The organism is Vibrio sp. 2-1-2a (assembly GCF_032648565.1).
Lineage (GTDB): Bacteria > Pseudomonadota > Gammaproteobacteria > Enterobacterales > Vibrionaceae > Vibrio > Vibrio diabolicus.
Map to the genome: position 1 here is coordinate 1 of NZ_WBOH01000008.1, position 22402 is coordinate 22402.

Sequence of the window (22402 nt, forward strand, 5' to 3'; positions counted from 1 at the left end):
AAAAAGGCAAAATGATTGAGACGCCAATCCCATTTTATCTCTCATTTACTCCCTACGACTCCAATTTAATCCCTAACCAATCCATTAATATCTTGACTTTAGCTCTCTATTATCTTGGTTCTATACAGCTGCCGGTGTTGGTTGGAATGGTCGGCGTAGTTTATCTTTTTGCCTCGTTACTACTTAACGCTGGCTTTATGTACCATGCATGGAAGCTAAAATACGCGCCAGAGCTCAATACCGCGATGGAGACGTTTAAATTTTCTATCTATCACCTTTTTGCGTTATTCATTGCATTGCTTTCGGATCACTATATTGGCTTGTAGCCTCTCTTTAAACAGAAAACGCCGCGTGGTTCGCGGCGCTTTTGGTTTTGATAGTTTGGCTTTAATGCAAAGTTTCTAGAATTATTGAATCTCTAACAATTCAACATCAAAGATCAAAACACTTGCTGGTGGAATTGGGCCTGAGCCACTTTTGCCATAACCGAGCGTGCTTGGTACGAAAAGGCGGATTTTTTCACCTTCGACCATGTATTGTAGGCCTTCTTGCCAGCCTTTAATGACCTGGTTAAGACCAAACGAAATTGGCTCACCGCGATTAACGGAGCTATCAAACACAGTGCCATCAATCAACGTGCCGTGGTAGTGCACTTTGACTTTGCTTGTCGCGGTTGGGTGAACCTCACCTTCGCCTTTTTCAAGAACAATATATTGAAGACCACTTTCTGTTGTAATGACGCCTTCTTTCTTCGCATTCTCGAGCAAGAATGCTTGGCCTTTCGCAAAGTTTTCATCCGCTACTTTATGGTTTGTCCAAGTACGGTAAATGAAAAAGCCCGCCAGAATGAAAATAATGAGAGGAAACAAAAATTTAGACACGTAAGCTCCTTGTCTATTTAGGTTGTTTTAGCAAATAGTTAATGGTTTCTGCCATGGCTTCGACGCTGTCATGACCACCAGTAATGACTTGGTATTTTCCATTAACGATAAAGGCTGGAACGGAGTTAATTTGGCCGCGAGTCGTGATCGCTTCTGCCTTAGTGATGTACTCAAACAGCGTTTTTTGCTGTGCTTCATCTAAATGGTAAGGGCTGATAAGGTTGCGAGACTCAAAGGCTTTCTCTACGGCGATTTGACGTTCCTCAGCAGTCGCATCAGGACCCATTTGTACTGCAGCAAAAAGATCCGCCATAAATGCTTTGTCAGGTGTCGACTCTAGTTGCATGACTGCAGTGTAGAAGATGATGGCGCTTACTTGTGCACTCTCATTGAAAGTTACATGCATTTTTTCAACGCTTTGCTCAGTTAGCGATTCGATTTGAGGGACAAACTCTTCCATTGAACGGCAGTGGCCGCAAGTTAGGGCAAAAGCTTCTGTCAATGGCGCCAAATCATATTCTTGAAGAGATACAGGCAAAACTTCGTATTGTTTGCCTTGCTGAGGCTGAGTGTTGCCGCTATCGCATGCCGACAAGGCCATCATGGCGGCAATCACAGCAAAGCCTTTCGATATGGTTTTTAACATAATAATGCTCTAAGTAAGAAATTTGCGTTAGTTTATCGGTTAACGATAGTGACTAAAACCATTAAATAACAATAAAGTGAGACGATTGGTAACAGACTTTTCCTGATGTGTAGGCTGCAGGGAGGTATTTTGGCATCGCTTTTTATTTGAGAGATACTTGATATTGATTCCAGTGGCATGAACGCTGCATATACAAACCAATCGGTGGATAAAAGCGCTAAAGATTTGGCGTGTTTTGTCGACACAATGGACAAGAGTTTTTCTAAGTTGGTAGTGGTATGAAGCAGTGGTTTTTAATTGTTTGCGGCATTCTGACTGGGTGCAGTAGCCTTGATCAAGACATGGTTCCTGGCGGGAACATTTTAGATACAGCTCCTAAAACAAACACCGAGCTGAGACATCCTGAGTGGGGCTATCCGAGCGCCTCCAGTGTGGCTTCTTCACCTCGCACGTATCAGACTGAGAGGGCATCAGTAAAAAAGTCGCAAAATGTGACCTCTCTGGAAATGTTTCTGAACAGGCACAATATTCCTCATGAGACACTCAGTGGCGGTCACTTAATGATACGTTTGAAAGAGCAAGTGCATTTTCAAACTGGCTCTGCTCAGTTATCAGCGCAATCTCAAGACTGGATTCGAAACATTGGTCACTATCTAGCAGGAAGAACGGATGTGGATGTCGTGATCGATGGCCATGCCGATAGCACGGGAGCTGCCAGCTTTAATGACACGTTGTCAGAAAAGCGAGCTCGTGAAGTGGAAAAGCAACTACTGGCGACGAGTATTCCTCGTCAACGCGTGTTTTCTAGAGGTTTTGGCGAGTATGTGCCGCAGTGCAGTAATGCGACAGTCAGTGGCAAAGCTTGTAATCGACGCGTAGAGCTAACGCTGATCGTTGATGAGTAAGGCGATGGTTGGTCGATAAACTACGTCGTGTTGTTTTCACTAAGCCCTTATGTGTTTACTGGCGTTTCCGTCTGGGAATGAGCAAGAAGAGTGAACCCAAAGGCTAGGCATAGCAACGAGCAGCTAGACTGAATAGAAAAGAGGCACCTGTATGGTGCCTCTTTTACATCCGCCAATGTTCATAGGGGGAACTTAGGCAAATTCTTTTTCAACGTAAGCGACGATGTCAGATGACTCGTATAGCCACTGTGTTTCGCCATCTTTTTCGATACGTAGGCAAGGGACTTTAATTCGTCCACCACCTTGCTCTAGTTCAGTTCGATGAGTCGGGTTATTTTTTGCATCACGTAGCTCAATGTTCACTGACTGACGCTTCATTGCACGGCGGACTTTTACGCAAAAAGGGCAAGCTTCAAATTGGTAAAGTGCGTATTGCTTTGCTTTTTCATCAATACGTTGTTGTTCTTCTGCACTGCGTTTAACACCACGAGGTGAGAACACGGCGTTCAGCAATAAGATAACCTTGCCTAAAATCCAACGGATAAACTTCATAATGATCCCTTGATGTTCATTGGGTAATTGTCCTTTAAAAATGCAATAATGATGCTTGTTGCATTGAGCGTGAAGTCTATCAGTTGTTTGAAATGGATAAAACCATGTATTTTATGCGGAAAATAGGCGTTTTAACCTGCCCCAAAAACCGCTAGTCGAAGCTGGACTGGCTTCTCTACCTAGATAAAAGCTTTGCATCAGTTCGGTTCTGAATGCATCAACATCCATGCGTTTTACAACAAGCTCGTGTTGCAATGTATTCTGAGTTTGCTCGGCATGATCGTGTGCCAAGCTAAAGTCCATATTCAAATAGCCTTGAGTATAAAGCCAAAGGTGGGTTATCAAGATAAGGTCTTCTGCGGACTGGTTAGTGAACTTATCCGCGTGCTCATCACCCAAGGAGTCAGTCAGCACTTGCTGCATTTGCTGGGCAGAATGCGCATGTTGCTCATAGTTAGCGCTGGCTTCAATATGCGACTTAGTCAAAAGACCAAGCAGGTGAAGAGTAGGCGCCGTGGCGGGTTTGTTCTCACAAACTTTTGTAAACAGTTGTGACTGTTCTTTTAACCAACGTCGCTTTGCCGCTTTATGTTCTTTAACGAAGGGAATTTCTTTGAATCCCATCTCTTGACTCAGTTCATTAAGAGACGTCATGGCTTTTTAGTTCCTTCACCGTTACTTCGACGTGTTGATCGTTGATATCAACAAAAATAGAGCTGCCGGTAATCATAACAGAAAGGCTAGTGCCTCGGTCAAGGTGCTGACAAATCAAGTCGATAGCGTCGTAGTCAAAGCTTTCTACGTTGACGGGAAGCATTGAGAACTTTCCTGACATTTTATCCCACCATACCGTCGCTTTAGTGTTATAAGTGTAGACTTTCACGTGTTTTGCTAGGCGAGAGGCTTTCTTAATTCTTTCTGGTTCTGGTTCGCCAATTTCAATCCAGTGAGTAATGCTTTGATCATCGCCAACATGCCATAAATCAGGCTCTTCAATTGTAGAAAGCCCTTTCGTAAACTCTAAATTACTTTGAGCGTTTAAGCAGTAAGCTAAAACACGAGCCAGCATTCGTTGAGGTTTTTCTGAAGGGTGAAGGGCGATAGTTAGATTTTTAGAATCGTAATAGTCGTTATTCATATCGGAAATGGCGATACGAAATTTATAAATAATCGGTTTAAGAGCCATGGATTTATATCGTTTTTGTTGGCAAAAATAAGTTATAGACAAAAAAATAGCCAGCTTTAAACGCTGGCTATCGTATCAAATTCTTTAAGAATTAAAGTACTTTGATTTGCTCTGCTTGAGGGCCTTTTTGACCTTGAGAGATAACAAATTCTACTTTCTGGCCTTCAACTAGAGTACGGAAGCCGTCACCAGTGATTGCAGAGAAGTGAGCAAATACGTCAGGACCGTTTTCTTGTTGAATGAAACCGAAGCCTTTAGTTTCGTTGAACCACTTAACTGTGCCAGTAGCTGTGTTAGACATGTCTATTTCCTAAATATCTAAATAATGTAATCTTTCGCCTCAACGGCGCTTATAGCGTGGAAAAATAAATTGCTATTGCGTACCACAGGACGACGGGTTACAAGTAATCCAACGAAATGTGAAAACAAAGAACTTTCTTTCTAGCCGTGTTTGAGTCTAGGTTAATTCCACGAAGAGTCAACATATATTAGTGCTTTATGGACAAATATTTGTATTTAGTCACTATTTAACCAGCATGTTTTTGATTAAATTTCAAATAAATGACGGTGATGTGAAGTTTTTCAGCATAAAATTCAACTAAATCTATAAATTTGACTTATTTATATAATTATTGTCCAATCTGGTTCGACCATTAAGGAGGATTTATGGCAAAACCTAAAACCAGTCCTCAGCCGAATGAGTTACAACACGAGACCGATTTCGGCAGAGGTGAAATCAAGGACAATGCGTTAAAAGCGGTTGTCACCAGTCAATTGTTCAGAACACGAGTCGTAAAAGCGAAAAAAGGTAAAGGCAGCTTCAGTCGGAAAATGAAGCATAGAGGCAAAGAGCCCTATTCAAAGTTCTCCCCGATGTGGATTTTGAATAGGGCTTTTTTATTGATGCTGCTTTTTATCAACCTATTCAAATTCAATGGTTTAGTGTTAGTTAAATCACTCTTATCTCACCTTATACTGGCTAGCTTTCTTCTTAAAACTAGACGCTGAAAAGTACCAAATAAGTACTAAAACCTACTAAGTTAGATTCATATCAATAGGAGCCACTTCCTGTCCGACACCGCTCTGCTATATCTTTAGATCAGACAAAACAGCCGAGATTATGGTTTAAAAAGACTGGTGAGAAGTAGGTATGTCATCGACGAGTTATGGTACTTATGGTTACAAGTGTACAAAAGCGTGTGCTTCTTTGTTACTACTATGGCTGTCTATTTGCCCGATGACGTATGCGCACAAGTCAGAGTCTCATTCTTTAATTGTTGCTAACTCCAAAGCTTGGAAGCCATTCTCTTACCTTAGCCCAGACGGTGAACCTAAAGGTATTTTGATCGACTTCTGGAAAGCGTATGCGGCGGATAACCAAATTGATGTTCAGTTTCTGCTTCTTGATTGGGAGGCTTCTTTACAGGCCGTAAAAGAGGGGCGTGCTGACTTTCACGCGGGATTAGTTTACTCATCGGAAAGAGCCGATTACCTGGATTTTGGCGCAGTTATCATGCCCATTCAAACCAAATTATATGTCAATCAAGACGTGCTTTCGATTGATGTCAAAAGTGTTTTAGCTGGTGAAATGACGTTGCCAATTGGTGTCGTTAAAGGAAGTTACGAGTCTGAGTTTATTAAGACGAATTATCCTAATGCGCCTATCGCAGAGTACATCAATAACGACACGATGATACAGGCCGCTGTCGCTAAGAAGGTGCTGTATTTTGTCGCGGACCTTCAAGTTGCCAACTTTTATATGGCAACTATGCCGGGAGCGGGCATGTTTGTTCCTGTAATAAATTTATATAGTAAAGATCTTCGGATTGCAGCAGGGCAGCATAGTTCTGCTTCCATTTTGGATGTCTCTCGAGCGTTTGAAAAAGTTATCGATACAGATCGAGAAAGAATCCTCAATCGGTGGAGTGTGGTGAAAACGGTCTATCCTCTTTATCTCCTACCTATTGCGATTTTCGTTATGGCGGTCGCGACGCTGTATCATATCTTCGCACTCAAACGCATGGTTGCGCTGCGCACAAGACAATTGACGATTGCCAACCAGCAATTGCTGGAGATGACGTTAACGGATTCCCTAACAAAACTCTACAACCGTAGACACTTGATTGAACAATTGGCGCTCTTGAATCACTTGCAGCGAAGCTTGACGGTAATGGTATTTGATATTGATGATTTTAAATCAATTAATGACCAATACGGTCATCTTGTCGGAGATAGAGCGATAGTGGCCGTGGCTGAAACAGCAAAATCAATGACTGATGAACGTATGACATTGGCGAGAATTGGCGGAGAAGAGTTCGCACTCGTGACGGCATCGCTCTCTGAGCGAGAAGCGCGCAACTTTGCTCAAATGCTCTGCAAAGCCGTGTACGAACAACCTATTATCCTTGGTGGGCAAGCGATTCATTTGAGCATTAGCTTAGGCTGCGCATACTACCCTGAATTTACTCACATCGTGAATTTACAAGACGCTGATCAACTGATGTATCAAGGTAAGTCTGAAGGTAAAAATCGCTCGGTGTTTCAAGTCATAACAGACAGCCAGGTTCAACCTGAGCTTCGTCAAGCCCCTTAGCGTTTTTGAGTCACCAATCGCTATTTCTAAATCCTCACTTGCTATACTCAATTGAATTTAAAATTATTATACCCGTTTCGATTCAAATTCTAGGTCGTGTCGGTACAAAGGGAAGGTATGTATAAAACGTTTTGTGTTCTCGCTTGTGTACTTCTCTCTTCTTTTTCTTACGCTGAGAGCGCTTTCGATATAGTCCAAAAGTCTGATCAAGCGATGCGCGGAAAATCCAGTTATAGCGAAGCCACCATGAAAATTGTTCGCCCTGACTGGTCACGTTCAATGACCATGAAGAGTTGGACGAAAGGTACGGAATTATCTTTGGTCTTGGTGACTGCTCCGGCGAAAGATAAAGGTAGCGCCTCGTTAAAACGTCATAGAGAAATGTGGAATTGGGTGCCGAGTATCGAGCGAGTGATTAAAATTGCGCCATCCATGCTCAGTCAGTCTTGGATGGGATCAGACTTCACGAATGATGATTTAATTAACCAATCTTCTATTGTTGTCGATTATCAACATCAACTGCTTCAAAGTGAAACCTTTGATGGTGACAAAGTTTGGGTAGTTGATGCACTTGCCAAGCCTGACGCCCCAGTGGTTTGGAGCAAAGTCAGACTGTGGATCTCTCAAACGAGCTTTTTACAGCGCAAAGTCGAGTTTTACGATGAATTTGATGAACTAGTAAATGTTTTGACGACTTACGATGTGAAAACGTTGGGTGGGCGAGACGTTGCGACTCGCATGGAGATGCAACCGATAGATAAACCAGGAAATAAAACGGTTTTGATTACGCACGAAGCGCAATTTGATTTTGATATCGATGATGACTTTTTCTCCCAGCAGCAAATGAAGGCTCTGCGAGATTAGGGTGGATTTTGGTTTAGATAAGAGGTGAGAATCGGATGCTCATCAAGCTCGCATGGCGAAATCTATGGCGGCAAAAACGGCGGACATTGTTAACCGCTTCTGCGTTAGCTCTTGTTCTGTTTCTCTCCTTACTGACTCGAGCGTTCCAAGAAGGAAGTTACTCCTCAAATATTAAAAACGCTGCGAAGTTCTATACGGGATTAATTCAGCTACAACATCCCGATTTTGGGGACTCCTCTAGCATTGATGATGTCCTTCCACAAACGCCTGCGTTCATTGCATCTGCCAAAAATAATCCTGATATCGACATCGTTCTGCCGAGAATTGAGTCATTTGCGCTTGCCGCCAAAGATGAACGATCCAAAGGCGTGATGGTGCTCGGCGTTGAGCCTGACGCTGAAGATAGCTACTCCAGCATTAGTGACAAAATCGTACAAGGGCGCTTTATTGCATCTGGACAAAACTCGGTGCTTGTTGGTGAGGGCTTGGCAAACTACCTTCATTTGAACGTTGGTGATGAACTGGTGTTGTATGGTTCGGGTTATCGTGGTCAAACGGCGGCTGGAATGTATCAGGTGTCCGGTATTTTGCACTTTCCTTTGCAGCAGTTAGATTCTCAGTTGGTCTACATGCCTCTTGATACCGCACAAGCGCTGTATTCGCTTGATAACCAAGTCACCGCATGGGTCCTTAACACTCAAAGTTTACGCGTGTTGCCTGACATTGTTAAACAACTAAAGCGCCACTACGGGAATGGCGTCGCAGTAAAAAGCTGGCAGGAGCTGTCGCCAGAACTTTCTCAACAGATAGCCTTGGACAAAGCGGGTGGGATCTTTTTGATCTATATCTTGTACGGCATTGTTGGTTTTGGCCTGTTTGCCACGATTTTGATGATGACGTTAGAGCGCCAGCGTGAATTTGCGGTGATGCTCGCGACGGGTATGTTGCGCAGCAAGCTTATGGGGCTCGTCGCCATTGAATCGATGTTTATCTCCGTTATTGGTCTTGTGCTCGGTGTCTTGATCAGCGCGCCTGTGCTTGCGTATTTCTATATCAATCCGATTGAGATTACTGGCGATGCTGCACAAGTGATGCTGGAGAGTGGCTTTGAACCAATCGTACCTGTTTCGCTAGACCCTTATTTGTTAATGGATCAAATTCTTGTCGTTCTCGTTATTTTATCGTTATGTCTGATGTATCCGATGGCTAGACTTCTTCGCTTGCCCATTGCTAGTGGGCTAAAAGGAGGCGCGCATGTTGATTAAATTGGCGTGGCGTAATTTATGGCGGAACAAGCTCAGAACTTCCATTATGCTGGGAGCGATGGTGTTCGGCTTAATGGGCGTTGTTGCCATGATTGGATTCATGAACGGTTTGGTCGACAGCATGATCAAAAACGCGATTGCGTGGCAAACCAGTCATCTACAAGTGCATCAGAAATCCTACCTTAATAATCCTGACCTTAGTGACACAATAACGAATTATCAAACGATAACGGCCGCTTTGGCTGCACATCAAGATGTTAAAGCGGTATCGGCGCGATTTCTTGCTGATGGCATGATTGCTTCTGCGCGTAGTACGAGAGGCGTTCGGATCAATGGCATCAATATTGAACAAGAGCAAAGTATCACACCGCTTACAAGCCATGTGATAGACGGAGAATGGTTAAACGAAGTGGGAAGAAACCCCATTCTTGTTTCGCAAAAAACCGCAAACCGGTTGAAGCTGCGTGTTGGATCGAAAGTGGTTTTAACATTATCTGACATCAAGGGTGATGTATCTGGCGCAGCTTTTCGCGTTCGAGGTATTTTTAAAACGCCATCCACCACGTTTGATGACGGTAATGTCTACGTCCGTAAAGTCGATCTCGAAACAATCGCAGGCTTGTCGGGTGCGCATGAAATTGGCGTTTTGTTGAACTCCAACGAGACTGAACAGCTAGAAAGTGCAGAGGCATTTACGTTATCAATATTGCCACAAGCCAACCGTGAACAATTGATCGTGAGAAAATGGCAAGAAATACAGCCTTTACTCGCAACAATGATGAGCTCAATGGATATCTCTAACCAAATTATGTTGGTCGTTTTCGTACTTGCCATGACTCTCGGAATCATCAACATCATGCTGATGTCAGTTTTTGAAAGAACGAGAGAGTTTGGGGTGTTAATGGCGGTTGGCATGCAGCAGCATAAAATTCGCACACTGATTATTTTGGAAACGCTATTCCTTGGTTTGAGTGGTTGCGCGCTAGGGTTATTAGGAAGCGCAGTCATGTTGAAAATACTGAGTATTACTGGCTTATCGCTTGGCGCACTTGCTGATGGATTAGGTGCTTATGGCGTCGATACCTTGCTTTATCCAAGAGTATCGTTTTACGAGTATCAATTGATTATTGTGGCTATTTTTGTCGCGAGCTTATTTGCGGCTTTGTATCCAGCAAGGCAAATTCTCAAACATCGACCTGCGGATGCCATGGCGGAGAAAACGTAATGACGATTAAATTGGAAGGCTTATCCAAGACGTACAACCCAAAGAGTGACTTTCCGGTACATGCGGTTCAGAGCGTAGATTTGGAGATCAAGCAAGGTGAGTTTGTCGCTATTATGGGACCTTCTGGTTCAGGGAAAACGACGCTACTAAACATGTTGGGCGGGATCGATTCGCCTACATCAGGACGCGTGGAAATTGATGGATGCTTAATCTCTGATATGTCAGAAAAAGAGTTGATCGCTTATCGGCGCGATAACATTGGCTTTATCTTCCAAGATTATAGCCTGCTCCCCGTACTGACAGCTCTTGAAAACGTCGAGTTTGTTATGCAATTGCAAGGGAAAACAGAAAGGGAATGTCGTGAACGCGCCAGCGCGCTACTGCAACAGGTTGGATTATCACAGCAGATGCATAAACGTCCGAGTAAAATGTCTGGAGGCCAACAACAGAGAGTTGCGGTTGCAAGAGCATTGGCACCAAAACCAAGGTTTGTAATGGCAGATGAGCCTACCGCCAACTTAGACGCAAAAAGTACAGCCGAGCTGCTTGATATAATGGAACAACTCAGCGAAAAAGAAGGCACCACATTTATCTTTTCTACCCATGATCCTAGAGTTATTAAGCGCGCGCATAGAATCATAGTATTTGAGGACGGGCGTTTGGCACGAGATTTTGCCAACATTGATAACACCATAGAGAAGAGTCATGCGTGGTAGAGTAGAAGGCGTGAGCTTACTATCCAAGTTATTGCGGCTTATTTTTGCATTAAGTCCTGCGGTAATTTGCATTAAAACTAATGCCAGCGTACCGGGTTTGGAGCCTGAAAAAGCATGGGATATCAATGGCTATGTGAAGTACATGGCGACCTATAGTATGCCTGACGAGCAGGGTAATACCCTTGACCATCTACTCCATAACCGGATTAACGTTGAATATCGCTTTTCTCCTGAATGGCGAATAAATCTCGGTATAAGGAATAGAGCATTGTGGGGCGATGCGCTTGAGATCCCTCGATATGCGGAACTCGTGGCGCTTGATAATGGGTATTTTGATCTAAGCAAAAACTGGCGAGAAGATAATGCAATCCTCAATACCCAACTGGATCGACTCTACGTCTCTTGGAGTGACCAAGATTGGAGTGCAAGGTTAGGGCGGTTCCGGGTCAACTGGTCAATGAACACCATTTGGAACCCAAACGACATCTACAACGCCTATTCTATTTACGACTTTGATTACGAAGAGCGGGCGGGCACCGACGCTGTCATGGTGAGTAAAAAACTTGGGTTTGCCGCTGGGTTAGATCTCGTTTTCTCTCCGTCAAAGCAGTCTAAAGAAAACAGCACGTCACTACGATATTTCTCCAACGTTTCTGGTTGGGACTATCAAATCATTGCGGGTCGATCTCGGCAAGACTATGTTCTTGGAGCAGGGTTCGCGACTGATATCTATCAAGCCGGGTTTCGAGGCGAGTTAAGCTGGTTTGATCCTATTGATACAGAGCATCAAGGTCAGCCTACTGAGGATACGACAGTCGCTAGTTTGGAGTCAGACTACAGTTTTGGTGGTGTGCGTAACTGGATGGTGAGAGGTGCTTGGTTGTTTATTTCTGAACCAAAGCCAGCGAGCAGCGCATTAACTTACCTAAACCTCCCTCTCTCTGCGAAAACCTTGAGCTTCACGGAGCATACTGTTTATGCCGATGCTAGCTTCGACTTAACGGCGCTCAACCGCGTCACCTTATCGGCTAGTTACTATGATGATGGCTCTTACTTTGCTGGATTATCCAGCAGCTATTCGCTCAGTAATAATTGGCAACTGCTAACTGTAGTTCAACATTTTAACGGTACGGACGGCAGCTTATTTGGAGAAACACCTGCAACTTTGGTGTTTGCTAATATCCGGTATAGTTACTAGAGACGCCTTTCATTTAGCTGCTATCCCTAAATAATGCAATCAATCACAAATAATGCCTTGTTCTGAAGTTGTTTTTGATACAAGCATTTAACATTTTTGTAAACATCGTTATATTTAAGGCTCATCGTTGTCAGGAGTTTATGGATGAACCTTACGATATCAGGGAAGTTGCAGCTCAGTTTTGTGCTGCTAGCCGTACTTTTTATGGCATCAGCGGTATTCACGTATCGCAACGTCACCACCGTAGAGCAATACGCCTCTTCGCTACTTAAATCCGATTTACCGACCGTAGACACCAGTCGCGGTATCCAACAGTCCGTTCAAGCGTCGTTGTCTTCTATTCGAGCCTACATGTTGCTAGGTGGTAATGAAGAAGCGAGCGCACGTTTGAGTGAGGACGTGCGTAATATCATGATGTCTACTGACGAGTCGCTTCCGACTTTGCAGGCTTTGATCTCTGAACAGGATTTTCAAGCGATTCAAAGTCAGTGGGATGCGGTCAAAGTCTCTTTGAACAAGCTGATTGAGCTCAGCCACAGTGATGAGAACTTACCCGCGCACAACCTCTTTATTAACGAAGCGGCACCCATTGCAGAAGTGGCACTTGATCAGCTTCAAAGCTTAATCAATGAAGAGTCAGGAAACCCATTTGGTGGAGACAGAAAGCGTCTATTTAAAGTCTATGCCGACAGCTATACCTCGCTCGCCAATGCTCTGTCTGCTCTGCGAGATTTCCTGTTGTACGGGCAACAAGATCATCTGGACAAATACCACGACTTGATTAAGTACCACAATCAGTCCGTGGCGGAAATCGACAGTAAACTCGACAGACTGACTGATAACGACCAATCATTGTGGTCACTGTTTAAGGAAATGCAGCAACTGTACTTTCCTTTAGCAGAGCAGGTAATTGCATTGCGTCAATCGCCAGAGTGGAACGAATCAAACTTGCTGATGGCGAACGAACTGTTGCCAGCAGCAGATGCCCTAGACCAAAGCTTAGAGACGATCGTATTGGCGCAGCAAAGTCGTGCTGATCAAAGCGGACAGGGCATTAATCAGTCCATCAAGAACGTACTCACCACCATGCTGATTGCGGCAGCGTTGGTTTTGTTTGCCGCAGTAGCGATTTCAAAATACATGGGCAACACCATTGGTCGCCGAGTGAAAAACTTATCGGAGCGAGCAAAGACGATCGCTTCAGGGGACGTTTCTCAGCCTTCGCTCACTGTTGTTGGGAAAGATGAATTGGCAGACCTTACCGATTCGATTAACCGCATGAACCAATCGTTAGCGAGCATCGTGGCCGGGGTGAGTGAGAAAGCGCATCAAGTGGATACCAGTATGGGAGCTTTGTTGGAATCGGCGCAAGTCACCTCATCGAATGTGGAACAGCAACAGACCAGCATTGTTGAAATGGGAAGCCAATTGGATGAAATAGCTTTGGCCGCGCGTAACACCCTAGATCAAGCCAATCAATCGGTGCAGAAGCTTTCTGATTCAAAAGGCGAGATTGAACAAGGTCGTGATGCTTTAGAGCAAAACAAAGTCACCATGGAAAGCTTGCATGGCAGCATTGAAACCGCGAGTACGCAAGTGACACAGCTAAGCAAAGAGAGCGAAGCCATTGGTCGAGTGACGGAAGTAATTGAAGGTTTGGCAGAACAAACTAACTTATTGGCATTGAATGCCGCGATAGAAGCGGCGCGTGCGGGCGACCAAGGACGAGGCTTTGCGGTTGTGGCGGACGAAGTACGTATGTTAGCGACTCGCACTACTCAATCGACGACAGAAATCAACGGCATCATTAATGCGATTCAACGCTCTACCAATTCGGTGGTTGAGGAAATTGAACACAGTCAATCACTTGCGGAGCAGGGCGCTGAGCATATTGAAAAAGCGGTAACTCGTTTGCTTGTTACTACTGAGCAAATAGGTTCCTTGAATGAGCAAATGGCAGAACTTGCGGCAGCGGCAGAGCAGCAATCTCATGCGACCAATTCGATCACTGGATTAATGTCCGATATTACTCAATCAGTGGATGAGGTTTCGAATAACAGCCAACGTGCATCAGAGACATCATTGCAAGTAAAAGAGCAAGTTACCGAGCTGAATCAACAGATGGCAACTTTCAAAACGGCGTAGATAAGGTTTACATTTGTTCATCGACTTTTGAACGTTAACCAAATAGTAAAAAAGCCCCAATCCTTTTTACACAAAAAGGGTTGGGGCTTTTTGTTGGATGATACGCCGATATTCGTCTACTTGCTCATTGGATTTGGCTATTTAAATCATAGCTAAAACCAAATTTTCTTCACCGAGCCGGAGTCGTAATATGACTCCATCGGCAGCAAATACTGCAAAAGAATTTTTAAACTTTATACCAATCCCGGTAAGAGAATCGTTCGTTACTACGATTGGTATCATCCTTCTAGGAGCAAGATTATGAACAAACAAGTAAGCCTAATTGGTCTAGACAGCGAACAATCAGCACAACTAGCTCAACAGCTAAATCAACTGTTAGCGCATTACCAAGTGTTGTACATGAACTCTCGCGGTTACCACTGGAACATTAAAGGTGCGCAATTCTTCGAACTGCACGTAAAATTTGAAGAGATCTACACGGATCTACAAACAAAAATCGATGAGCTTGCAGAGCGTATTCTAACTTTGGGTCATACGCCAGCGCACGCATTCAGCCACTACTTGGAAGCAAGTGAAATTAAAGAACATCAAAACGCGACTTCTGGTAAGGAGTGTGTACAAGGTCTGGTTCAAGGCTTTAGCGTTCTACTTCTAAAACAGCGTGAGATTCTACAAAACGCGGGTGAAGCAGGCGACGAAGGTACCGCAGCATTGATGGGTGACTACATCCGTGAGCAAGAAAAATTAATGTGGATGCTTAACGCTTACCTACAAGGCTAAGCGACGCATCACCCAAGCACTCACTTGGGGGCGCATAAATAAATCGGGAATAAGTCAAAGGAGCACGCGAGTGCTCCTTTTGTTTATGAAAGTACCTAGTTAGTAGCGAATGTGCTTAAAAGACTGAAAATGTTCGAGTAAATCGGTCAGTTCTGTTACAGCAAGAGAGGCGGAGTCGTGGAATTGTGCAGTCGTATTGTGGTGAACAAGGCAGGATGGCATTTGGGCGTTGTATGCGGCTTGTAGGTCATAAAGGAAATCGCCCACATAAAGCACTTCATCTGGCATTAATCGCCACTCTTTAGCTAGGACTTGGAGTGATAAAGGATCAGGTTTTGCTGGGTAGCATTCACGAGTGAGGACATGTTCAACATCAATTTGGTTATGTTCCAACTTACGCTGCGTAGCGATCAAACAGTTGCGCGTTACTATCGCGGTTTTAACTTTATGCTGATGTAAGTATGCCAAAAGCTCGTGGCAACCCAGCATCGGAGATGACTGCTCTGCATCAGAAATTTCATGATCAAAGATGACATTATGGGCATGCTCTCTCTGATGTGGATGGTCAAGCTTATCAACAAAATCCAATAAATCTTCGTTTTGTGGACAGCCTAGTTGCTGACGAAGATCTTTAAAGTTCATATCGGAGCTGACGAGTGTATTGTCTAAGTCGAAAATAACGGCTTTGACTCTTTCAAGTTTTAATGGAAAAGGAACCATGATGACCTCGTACGACTTAAACCAAGCTATCTTTCTAAAAACAAAAGGTTACTGTTAATTTTAGATTCAAACGTTTTCCTTGTACGAAAATAAATCACTGATACGTCACAAATTAAATAGTCTCAATGATGTTGGAGTTTGATTACTTCTCTTCAAGACGGAAAATTTTGCCTGTATCTGTTGAAAAATAGACATAGCCATCCGGACTGATGGTGATATCCCTGACTCGTTCGCCGAGGTCTTCCATCAATCGCGCTGATTCTTTTAGTTTGCCATTTTGAATGGATACCACGTTAATGTGAGTTAGTTTTAGTGCTCCCGCTAAAACTTTTCCATTTAACTCAGAGTATTTATCGCCACGATATACCACCATATTGCTTGGCGCGATAGACGGAATATAAACCAACTTTGGGTCTTCCATATTCGGTAAGCTTTTCGCTTCTCCAACGTCTAACGGTCCCCAATACTCTTTACCCTGAGAGACTTTTGCCCAGCCGTAGTTTGCACCTTTCCTAATCAGGTTGATTTCATCACCACCACGAGGGCCATGTTCAATCGACCAAAGCTGTTTTGTTGCTTTGTCGTAAAACATGCCTTGTGGGTTACGGTGCCCGTAACTCCATATTTCAGGGCGAGCCTCAGAAGTCTTGAATGGATTATCTTGTGGTACCGAGCCATCAAGGTTGAGACGAAGAATAGTGCCTGCATGGGTTTGAGTGTCTTGCCCATTATCACGTTCGCCACGGTCCCCAATTGAGAAGTAAACCTTGTCATCGACAAACGCAATACGGCTGCCGTAATGACGACTGGTGTCCGTGATGGCGTCGGCGACAAAGACGTCTTTCCAACCCACAAGTTGATTGTTTTTCAATTGTGCGGTCGCTAAGGCTACAGTATTTCCTTTATCGGTACGTTTGCTGTAAGTAAAGAAAAGTTGTGGATTTTGTGGAGCGGTATTCGGCACTAGAGCTACACCTAATAAACCAGCTTGCCCTCTGGTGTTCACATTCGGCACTTTGAAGAGGGTTTGTTGTTTTCCCGAAGCAATATTGAGTAATGAAACGGTGCCGTTTTTTTCATTCACGATCATTTGTTGCTTATCGAGAAATTCAATTCCCCATGGGATTTGAAACCCATTGGCAACCTCATTGGCACGATATTCCGCAGCATCAATAGAAAAAGCTAGGCAAGCGAGTAGGGTCGCAGTGATCGTTCTCATGGTTCCTTCCAATATGAATCCAAGATACTTAAAAACTAACACTAAAAGAGGACGTTTGGCAGGGTATGCGAACATAAAAAATCCCCAATACGAGATCGGGGATTGAATTAAGACTAGAGAATTGTTTACTTAGCGAGCCTACATCGCTTCTTCGAAGATCTTAGAGATCTCTTCGTGCGTTGCTTGTTTCGGGTTAGTGAAACCACAAGCGTCTTTTAGCGCGTTGTCCGCTAGGGTTGGGATGTCTTCTAGCTTCGCACCAAGTTCTTTAATGCCTGATGGGATGCCGACATCTTTAGCGAGCTCAACGATAGCATCAATGGCCGCCGCAGCACCTTGCTCTGCTGACATACCTTCAACATCAACACCCATTGCTTTAGCAACATCACGTAAACGCTCTGGACATACTTGCGCATTGTAACGTTGTACGTGAGGTAGAAGAATTGCGTTACATACACCGTGTGGCAGGTCGTAGAAGCCGCCTAGTTGGTGCGCCATTGCGTGAACGTAACCAAGAGATGCGTTGTTGAATGCCATACCTGCCATGAACTGTGCGTATGCCATTTGCTCGCGAGCTTCAAGGTTTTCACCGTTTTTCACTGCTGTGCGAAGGTGAGCTTGAATCAGTTCAATTGCTTTGATTGCTACCGCGTCAGTGATTGGTGTCGCAGCGATAGATACGTAAGCTTCGATTGCGTGTGTTAGCGCATCCATACCTGTTGCGGCAGTAAGAGACGCAGGTTTAGCAAGCATCAACTCGGGATCATTCACTGACATCAATGGTGTTGTGTGTTTGTCCACAATCGCCATCTTAATGTGGCGCTCTTCATCTGTGATGATGCAGAAACGCGTCATTTCAGAAGCAGTACCAGCCGTTGTGTTGATTGATACGAGAGGCAGCATTGGTTTTGCGGATTGGTCAACGCCTTCGTAATCGCCGATCTTGCCGCCGTTTGACGCTACTAAAGCGATACCTTTTGCACAATCGTGCGGTGAGCCGCCTCCGAGTGAGATAACGAAGTCACATTCGTTTTCTTTTAATAAAGCTAAGCCATCATTAACGTTGGTGATAGTAGGGTTTGGTTGAGTGCCATCGTACACAACGGTTGCTACGTCGCGTTCAGTGAGAAGGTCTTGAACTTGTTTGACTACACCGATTTGGTTAAGGATCTTATCCGTAACGATCAAACCTTTTTTAAAGCCTTGAGATTGGATGCTGTCTGCTGCGTCTTTTAAACAACCAGCGCCCATTAGGTTTACCGTAGGGATAAAAAATGCACTTGTCATATTGGATAGCTCCGTCGTTATTTTTAATAATCTTTCTTAATTTGCCATTTACTGTCGCACACTCGTTTCCAGATTGAAGTTGATCTGAAGCAAGTTTACCTATTTAGGGGTATTTGCAAGAGAAAAACTGTGACAGTGATCTTGTTGCACAGCGTATAGGTGCAACACAGATATAAAGTAGAACAAATATGAAACCAGTGACGCAATCGATTGGCAAAAATTGATATCTAATACGGATATATCTCTAAATTAGACTAAAGTATAAAAAATCCCCATTAATAACTTAACTATCAATGGGGATGGGAGGTAGGTTTATAAGTTATCTATCAATAATTAGGCAATATCAATCAGCTTTGATACTAACTTTTCGATACCTGATGCCGCTTGAGAGATATTCTCTGCCAACATATAAGCTGGGGTTGATAGAACGAGGTGTGTTTCATCAAAAACGATATCTTCGACAGAGCAAGTGATGTGCTCACCGCCCATTTGATTAAATGCTATCGAGATCGCTTCATCGTTGCCTACGGTGCCTTTCACGCCTTGATCATAAATCATCGGAATAATGACAGGTGAAATACACAGATAACCTGCTGGCTTTTTCGCATGAGCGAATGCGCGACATGCTTGAGCTACGTGTGTATTAATCGAGCACTCAGCCCCTGATACTGCGAAGTCAGTGAGATTTTTAGCGGCACCAAAACCGCCAGGTAAGAGTAGGGCATCAAACTCATCTGGATTCAATCTTGCAACATCATCAATATTGCCACGTGCAAGGCGTGCAGATTCCACCAACACATTTCGTGTTTCGTCCATCTCTTCGCCAGTTAGATGATTAATCACGTGTAATTGATCGATGTTAGGAGCAAAGCAATGCCATGATGCACCCTCTTTTTCAATGGCATGGAGTGCTAATACGGCTTCATGTAGTTCTGTGCCATCGTAAACACCTGAACCACTGAAGATAACTGCGACTTTTTTCATTTGAGAATTCCTTTAGTCTGAGGTTTCCGTTTGTTGCTCTGTTTCTTTTAGATGTTGAGTGCTCGAATCAGTTTCGGCGATTTCGCTATCGTCGTCTTCTTCATCATAGTAGCGCACAACAAAAGGTGTAAGCATAACACTCGAGGGCAGAAAATGTTTCATATCGACTCCAACTGCGTAATGGAGTGATTTTTATACTGATTTTTATAAAACAGTACGTTGAACCTGATCATTTTTGAGTTAAGCTGATGTTTCCTTTGGCATTCGTGAGTGGTAGGTCACATGAAATCAGTGCAATTTCGTTTCACACTTTATGGTTGTATTGCGATCCTCTCTTGGAGTTGCTTACTTGGCATTGCCAGGTTGGTAACCGAGAGCCTAGGTCCCGTGGGCGGGGCAGCCATGTTGTACTCTCTCAGTTCTATTTTCCTTCTTATCGTAGTTGGCATTCCGAAGTTATCGTACTTTTCTCCAAAATATCTCGTGCTTGGGGGTGCGATGTTCGTTTGTTATGAAATATTTCTCGCTTTATCTCTGGGATATTCCAACTCGCGTGCGCAGGCTATTGAGGTGTCGATTGTCAATTACCTTTGGCCAGCACTCACCGTTTTGTTTGCGGTTTTAGGCAGTAACAAAAAAACAAACTGGCTGCTTTATCCAGCGGTTGCGCTGGCGTTTATCGGAGTCGCGTGGACGGTGAGTGGTGAAAATGGCTTATCCGTTACTCAGATTATGTCCAATGTCAGTAGTAACCCTTTGGTTTACTTTATGGCTTTAGCAGGAGCAGTTATATGGGCTTTTTATTGTAATTTAACCCAGAGGCAGCAATCCAAACATAACGCGATTACGTTGTTTTTCATTGCTACTGCTGTTTCGTTATGGGTGAAATATGCGTTTGCTGATGAGCCAGAGATGACTTTTTCATGGGAAGCAATGGGCTACCTTTTTGCTTCTGCGGCGTTGATGGCTGGTGGTTATGGTTTGTGGAACATCGCGATTGTTGGCGGAAACATGGTCTTTCTTGCGACACTTTCTTACTTTACGCCCATTTTCTCTGCGCTATTTTCTTCCATTATTCTTGGTGTGACGTTGAGCCCGAGCTTTTGGCAGGGGGTTGTGATGGTTACGGTGGGCTCTTTGCTTTGCTGGGTAGTCACCAAGGAGAAGCGTGAAGCAGCAGGTTAAACCAAAATTATCTGGTTTTATCTTTGCGCTGTATGCTCAAATGACAGAAAGAAAAAAGCTCCCGACCGAGGGAGCTTTTTTCTTTCGTGTTCTAACAGTTTGCGACGTTTAAATGGAGTTGCAGTTTGAATCTGTGCTTCGACAGACGTTTCGTTAACTGAGTACGAGTTTGTTCCAACTTATCTAATGCGATGGTGTCGTCATCGACGTGCAAATCGATGTTAATACGAAGCTCTTGGCCCACTTTAGTGATACCCGCTAACTTTAGCTGGTGGTCAGATGTTTTTTCTATCTCTAGTACATCATTGCCAACGACCTGACATAGCTCTTTGCTTGGTGTCATCATTAGTAGCTCACGTAGTGCACCAACCAACATATCAAAAGGAACTTTCAGAAAGTAGAAGCCCATTAGCACCATCATCATAGGATCGGCATAAACCGCATATTCAGCGAATGGCGTTAGTGATACAGCCCAAGCTGCAACAAATCCTACCGTCACTGCCACACTTAATAGCGTATCCATCTGCCACTGTTTTTTCTCTGCTTCAATCAAGCCTGATGAGAAGCGACGGCTGCGTTTAGCCATAAACCACCAAGCGTAACCACAACCGATGACGTTTACGATGCCGAATAGAGTCGCAATAGAAGCATCGACTTCACGGCCTCCGGACATCAATGCTGAAATTGCAGAGTAAAGAGAAAAGCTTACAACCACTAAAATAACAGCCGCTTTTATCGCAATAACGATTGGCTCTAAGACCGCTTTTCCAAATGGGAATACAGATTTTGAGGGCTTGTTAATATAGTAGGAAGCGGCCAGTGACAATAAAGTTAACAGTAAGCTGACCAAAGAGTAAACACCGTCAAAAACGATGACAATTGATCCTACAAGCAAGCCAAGTACCATACCACCAGCAGCGAACCCAGATGCTAAAAGGGCTGAAATGGTTAGAATACGGTTTTCGTTTTTGCTTGTCCTGTCACACATAAAAGATGCCTTTAAATTTTAATACCTTACTATTCTTCTCGCATAAGGTAATTTAGGCAACCACTAAGTGAGCAGGTTCTAATCTAAAAAGTTGCGTTTTTGTTTATGTTCTTATAAAACAATAACTTGCCGCATGATCTTGGTGCCAATAAAATTGGCGCTCACTGATAAAATGTTTAGAAGTCAAATAAATACTCGCTCAATTTATCCGCTAACCATGTCATTGCTGGGTGCTCAGTTTGACCGTTAGGTGAAAACATACAGTAGTCTTCTTGTGTCAATCCGTATGTATGCTTGATAACGGCGAGCTTTTGCTGGCGAAGGTAATGGCGGATTAATGGTTCTGGCAGTACACCCCAAGCGTCTTCTTCTAAGATGGTGTTGAGCATGTAGTCAAAACTCGAAAAGCCAATGTATCGAGTCGAGAAAGGCTGCAGTTCAGGGTTGTCTTTCTCATTTAGGTACACCATCAACGCTTGCATCTGGCTGCGCAGATCTTCGTCTGAGACTCGGCGCATCTTACTTAGGCGATGTTCTGCACTGCATACTGACATCATACGTATCTTGCCTAGCGGGTTATACACGATACGAGGATCGTCGACGCGCTCATAATCAACACCAAAGGCAAAATCCACTTGGTGGGTACTGACTAAGTTGGCTAAGTCGCCACTGGATGCCAAGATTAAGTTGAAGGTTGTGGAAGGGAAGCGGTTATTCAGTGTATGAGAAAGCTCCTGCCAGAGATCATCAGGCAAGGAGTCGTCACGTGCAACCCAAACTTCCGCGTTAAAACCTTCCGAGATTTGAGCACAGGTTTTTCTTATCCGCTGTGCGATGATAAGTAGGTGTTCGCAATCTTTGTAAATGGCTTTCCCAGCTTCAGAGAGAGTGAGCTGGTTGCCAGTTCGGGTAAACAACTCAACGTTGAGATCTTTCTCTAAAGCCTTAATCGACATACTGAGTTTGGTGCGATTACAATCGAGTTGCCTTGCTGCTTCAGAAACAGAACCACACTCAGCGATGGTGCAGAAGGCTTCTACTTGAGTTAAGTTCATGATTTGAC

General features: G+C 44.0%; 24 protein-coding genes and 1 pseudogene. 12 read left to right on the top strand and 13 right to left on the bottom strand.

Features of this window, described 5'->3' with window-relative positions; translation table 11 throughout:
- Positions 1–326, top strand: a pseudogene (locus tag F7Y48_RS18895) (hypothetical protein); the annotation flags it as partial.
- 81 nt (positions 327–407) lie between these two features.
- On the opposite strand, the gene F7Y48_RS18900 reads toward F7Y48_RS18895, so the two are convergent.
- Together F7Y48_RS18900 and F7Y48_RS18905 are read right to left on the bottom strand one after the other, a co-directional pair.
- Positions 408–881 carry an FKBP-type peptidyl-prolyl cis-trans isomerase gene (locus F7Y48_RS18900; RefSeq protein ID WP_005391162.1) on the bottom strand — a complete coding sequence of 158 codons (474 nt, stop codon included), beginning with the start codon at positions 879–881 and terminating at the stop codon, positions 408–410.
- 13 nt (positions 882–894) lie between these two features.
- On the bottom strand, positions 895–1527 hold the full coding sequence (locus F7Y48_RS18905) for a thiol:disulfide interchange protein DsbA/DsbL (RefSeq protein ID WP_139060015.1): 633 nt from the start codon (positions 1525–1527) through the stop codon (positions 895–897).
- Between the two features lie 278 nt (positions 1528–1805).
- On the opposite strand from F7Y48_RS18905, the gene F7Y48_RS18910 reads away from it, so the two are divergent.
- Complete coding sequence (locus F7Y48_RS18910) at positions 1806–2432, top strand: OmpA family protein (RefSeq protein WP_139060016.1); 627 nt, start codon at positions 1806–1808, stop codon at positions 2430–2432.
- A gap of 192 nt (positions 2433–2624) precedes the next feature.
- On the opposite strand, the gene F7Y48_RS18915 is transcribed toward F7Y48_RS18910, so the two are convergent.
- The 4 genes from F7Y48_RS18915 to F7Y48_RS18930 all read right to left on the bottom strand — a co-directional run bounded on the left by F7Y48_RS18915 (position 2625) and on the right by F7Y48_RS18930 (position 4471).
- Positions 2625–2984 (bottom strand): glutaredoxin family protein, encoded by a 360-nt coding sequence (locus tag F7Y48_RS18915; protein WP_046873702.1) that lies wholly within the window; start codon positions 2982–2984, stop codon positions 2625–2627.
- A 111-nt stretch (positions 2985–3095) separates the two neighbouring features.
- Positions 3096–3638: a hypothetical protein gene (locus F7Y48_RS18920; protein ID WP_104972781.1), complete on the bottom strand. Its 543-nt coding sequence runs from the start codon at positions 3636–3638 to the stop codon at positions 3096–3098.
- Positions 3625–4170 (bottom strand): YaeQ family protein, encoded by a 546-nt coding sequence (locus tag F7Y48_RS18925; RefSeq protein WP_258505014.1) that lies wholly within the window; start codon positions 4168–4170, stop codon positions 3625–3627. The genes F7Y48_RS18920 and F7Y48_RS18925 overlap by 14 nt, the downstream gene beginning before the upstream one ends.
- Positions 4171–4261: 91 nt before the next feature.
- On the bottom strand, positions 4262–4471 hold the full coding sequence (locus F7Y48_RS18930; protein WP_005375625.1) for a cold-shock protein: 210 nt from the start codon (positions 4469–4471) through the stop codon (positions 4262–4264).
- Positions 4472–4836: 365 nt separating this feature from the next.
- Here F7Y48_RS18930 and F7Y48_RS18935 point away from each other — a divergent pair, with 365 nt between their 5' ends.
- From F7Y48_RS18935 to F7Y48_RS18975, 9 genes are all read left to right on the top strand, one after another.
- Positions 4837–5178, top strand: a complete 342-nt coding sequence (locus F7Y48_RS18935; protein WP_006742054.1) for an alternative ribosome-rescue factor A — start codon at positions 4837–4839, stop codon at positions 5176–5178.
- A gap of 142 nt (positions 5179–5320) precedes the next feature.
- Positions 5321–6763 carry a sensor domain-containing diguanylate cyclase gene (locus tag F7Y48_RS18940; protein ID WP_316685258.1) on the top strand — a complete coding sequence of 481 codons (1443 nt, stop codon included), beginning with the start codon at positions 5321–5323 and terminating at the stop codon, positions 6761–6763.
- Between the two features lie 117 nt (positions 6764–6880).
- The gene (locus F7Y48_RS18945) at positions 6881–7627 is read left to right on the top strand and encodes an outer membrane lipoprotein-sorting protein (RefSeq protein ID WP_006742052.1); all 747 of its coding nucleotides are present in this window, start codon (positions 6881–6883) and stop codon (positions 7625–7627) included.
- A 35-nt stretch (positions 7628–7662) separates the two neighbouring features.
- Positions 7663–8892, top strand: a complete 1230-nt coding sequence (locus tag F7Y48_RS18950; RefSeq protein ID WP_316685259.1) for an ABC transporter permease — start codon at positions 7663–7665, stop codon at positions 8890–8892.
- Positions 8882–10117: an ABC transporter permease gene (locus tag F7Y48_RS18955; protein WP_150917920.1), complete on the top strand. Its 1236-nt coding sequence runs from the start codon at positions 8882–8884 to the stop codon at positions 10115–10117. The genes F7Y48_RS18950 and F7Y48_RS18955 overlap by 11 nt, the downstream gene beginning before the upstream one ends.
- On the top strand, positions 10117–10833 hold the full coding sequence (locus F7Y48_RS18960; RefSeq protein ID WP_005391145.1) for an ABC transporter ATP-binding protein: 717 nt from the start codon (positions 10117–10119) through the stop codon (positions 10831–10833). The genes F7Y48_RS18955 and F7Y48_RS18960 overlap by 1 nt, the downstream gene beginning before the upstream one ends.
- Positions 10823–12031, top strand: coding sequence for a hypothetical protein (locus tag F7Y48_RS18965; protein WP_258505025.1), 1209 nt, complete (start codon positions 10823–10825; stop codon positions 12029–12031). Before F7Y48_RS18960 ends, F7Y48_RS18965 begins: the two co-directional genes overlap by 11 nt.
- A gap of 144 nt (positions 12032–12175) precedes the next feature.
- Positions 12176–14176 (top strand): methyl-accepting chemotaxis protein, encoded by a 2001-nt coding sequence (locus F7Y48_RS18970; protein ID WP_316685260.1) that lies wholly within the window; start codon positions 12176–12178, stop codon positions 14174–14176.
- Positions 14177–14476: 300 nt separating this feature from the next.
- Positions 14477–14956 carry a Dps family protein gene (locus F7Y48_RS18975; RefSeq protein WP_258661311.1) on the top strand — a complete coding sequence of 160 codons (480 nt, stop codon included), beginning with the start codon at positions 14477–14479 and terminating at the stop codon, positions 14954–14956.
- A gap of 99 nt (positions 14957–15055) precedes the next feature.
- Here the strand turns inward: F7Y48_RS18975 and F7Y48_RS18980 are convergent, their stop codons facing one another.
- The 5 genes from F7Y48_RS18980 to F7Y48_RS19000 all read right to left on the bottom strand — a co-directional run bounded on the left by F7Y48_RS18980 (position 15056) and on the right by F7Y48_RS19000 (position 19328).
- Complete coding sequence (locus tag F7Y48_RS18980; protein ID WP_104970149.1) at positions 15056–15676, bottom strand: HAD family hydrolase; 621 nt, start codon at positions 15674–15676, stop codon at positions 15056–15058.
- A 142-nt stretch (positions 15677–15818) separates the two neighbouring features.
- The gene (locus tag F7Y48_RS18985; RefSeq protein WP_316685261.1) at positions 15819–16895 is read right to left on the bottom strand and encodes a PQQ-dependent sugar dehydrogenase; all 1077 of its coding nucleotides are present in this window, start codon (positions 16893–16895) and stop codon (positions 15819–15821) included.
- 138 nt (positions 16896–17033) lie between these two features.
- Positions 17034–18182 carry an L-threonine dehydrogenase gene (gene yiaY / locus F7Y48_RS18990; RefSeq protein WP_005391135.1) on the bottom strand — a complete coding sequence of 383 codons (1149 nt, stop codon included), beginning with the start codon at positions 18180–18182 and terminating at the stop codon, positions 17034–17036.
- A 333-nt stretch (positions 18183–18515) separates the two neighbouring features.
- Complete coding sequence (gene elbB / locus F7Y48_RS18995) at positions 18516–19166, bottom strand: isoprenoid biosynthesis glyoxalase ElbB (protein ID WP_046873691.1); 651 nt, start codon at positions 19164–19166, stop codon at positions 18516–18518.
- 12 nt (positions 19167–19178) lie between these two features.
- Positions 19179–19328: a hypothetical protein gene (locus F7Y48_RS19000; protein WP_006742043.1), complete on the bottom strand. Its 150-nt coding sequence runs from the start codon at positions 19326–19328 to the stop codon at positions 19179–19181.
- A 120-nt stretch (positions 19329–19448) separates the two neighbouring features.
- Here F7Y48_RS19000 and yddG point away from each other — a divergent pair, with 120 nt between their 5' ends.
- The gene (gene yddG / locus F7Y48_RS19005) at positions 19449–20351 is read left to right on the top strand and encodes an aromatic amino acid DMT transporter YddG (RefSeq protein ID WP_257887409.1); all 903 of its coding nucleotides are present in this window, start codon (positions 19449–19451) and stop codon (positions 20349–20351) included.
- Positions 20352–20442: 91 nt separating this feature from the next.
- On the opposite strand, the gene F7Y48_RS19010 is transcribed toward yddG, so the two are convergent.
- Positions 20443–21339: a cation diffusion facilitator family transporter gene (locus tag F7Y48_RS19010; protein WP_046873689.1), complete on the bottom strand. Its 897-nt coding sequence runs from the start codon at positions 21337–21339 to the stop codon at positions 20443–20445.
- A gap of 176 nt (positions 21340–21515) precedes the next feature.
- Complete coding sequence (locus F7Y48_RS19015) at positions 21516–22394, bottom strand: LysR family transcriptional regulator (RefSeq protein WP_006742040.1); 879 nt, start codon at positions 22392–22394, stop codon at positions 21516–21518.
- Positions 22395–22402: the final 8 nt, after the last annotated feature.